General features: G+C 65.8%; 1 protein-coding gene. It reads left to right on the forward strand.

All coding sequences use genetic code 11. The features are described from left to right. On the forward strand, positions 1 to 808 hold an 808-nt coding region (locus AC3A6M_RS24820; protein ID WP_229997705.1), incomplete at both ends, for an FAD-dependent oxidoreductase.

An 808-nucleotide genomic window follows, 5' to 3' on the forward strand; every position in this document is an offset into this window, starting at 1 on the left:
GCCGTCGAGCAAGGCGCGCAGGTCACGCTGATCGAGCGCGGCACCATCGGCGGCACCTGCGTCAATGTCGGCTGTGTGCCGTCCAAGATCATGATCCGCGCCGCCCACATCGCCCATCTGCGCCGGGAAAGCCCGTTCGATGGCGGTATTGCGGCAACTGTGCCTACGATTGACCGCAGTAAGCTGCTGGCCCAGCAGCAGGCCCGCGTCGACGAACTGCGGCACGCCAAGTACGAAGGCATCCTGGGCGGTAATCCGGCCATCACCGTTGTGCACGGTGAGGCGCGCTTCAAGGACGACCAGAGCCTTACCGTCCGTTTGAACGAGGGTGGCGAGCGCGTCGTGATGTTCGACCGCTGCCTGGTCGCCACGGGTGCCAGCCCGGCGGTCCCGCCGATTCCGGGCTTGAAAGAGTCACCCTACTGGACTTCCACCGAGGCCCTGGCGAGCGACACCATTCCCGAACGCCTTGCCGTAATCGGCTCGTCGGTGGTGGCGCTGGAGCTGGCGCAAGCCTTTGCCCGGCTGGGCAGCAAGGTCACGGTCCTGGCGCGCAATACCTTGTTCTTCCGTGAAGACCCGGCCATCGGCGAGGCGGTGACAGCCGCTTTCCGTGCCGAGGGCATCGAGGTGCTGGAGCACACGCAAGCCAGCCAGGTCGCCCATATGGACGGTGAATTCGTGCTGACCACCACGCACGGTGAATTGCGCGCCGACAAACTGCTGGTTGCCACCGGTCGGACACCGAACACGCGCAGCCTCGCGCTGGACGCAGCGGGGGTCACTGTCAATGCGCAAGGTGCCATCG

It is taken from the genome of Telluria sp. Soil_C_11, from assembly GCF_057657395.1.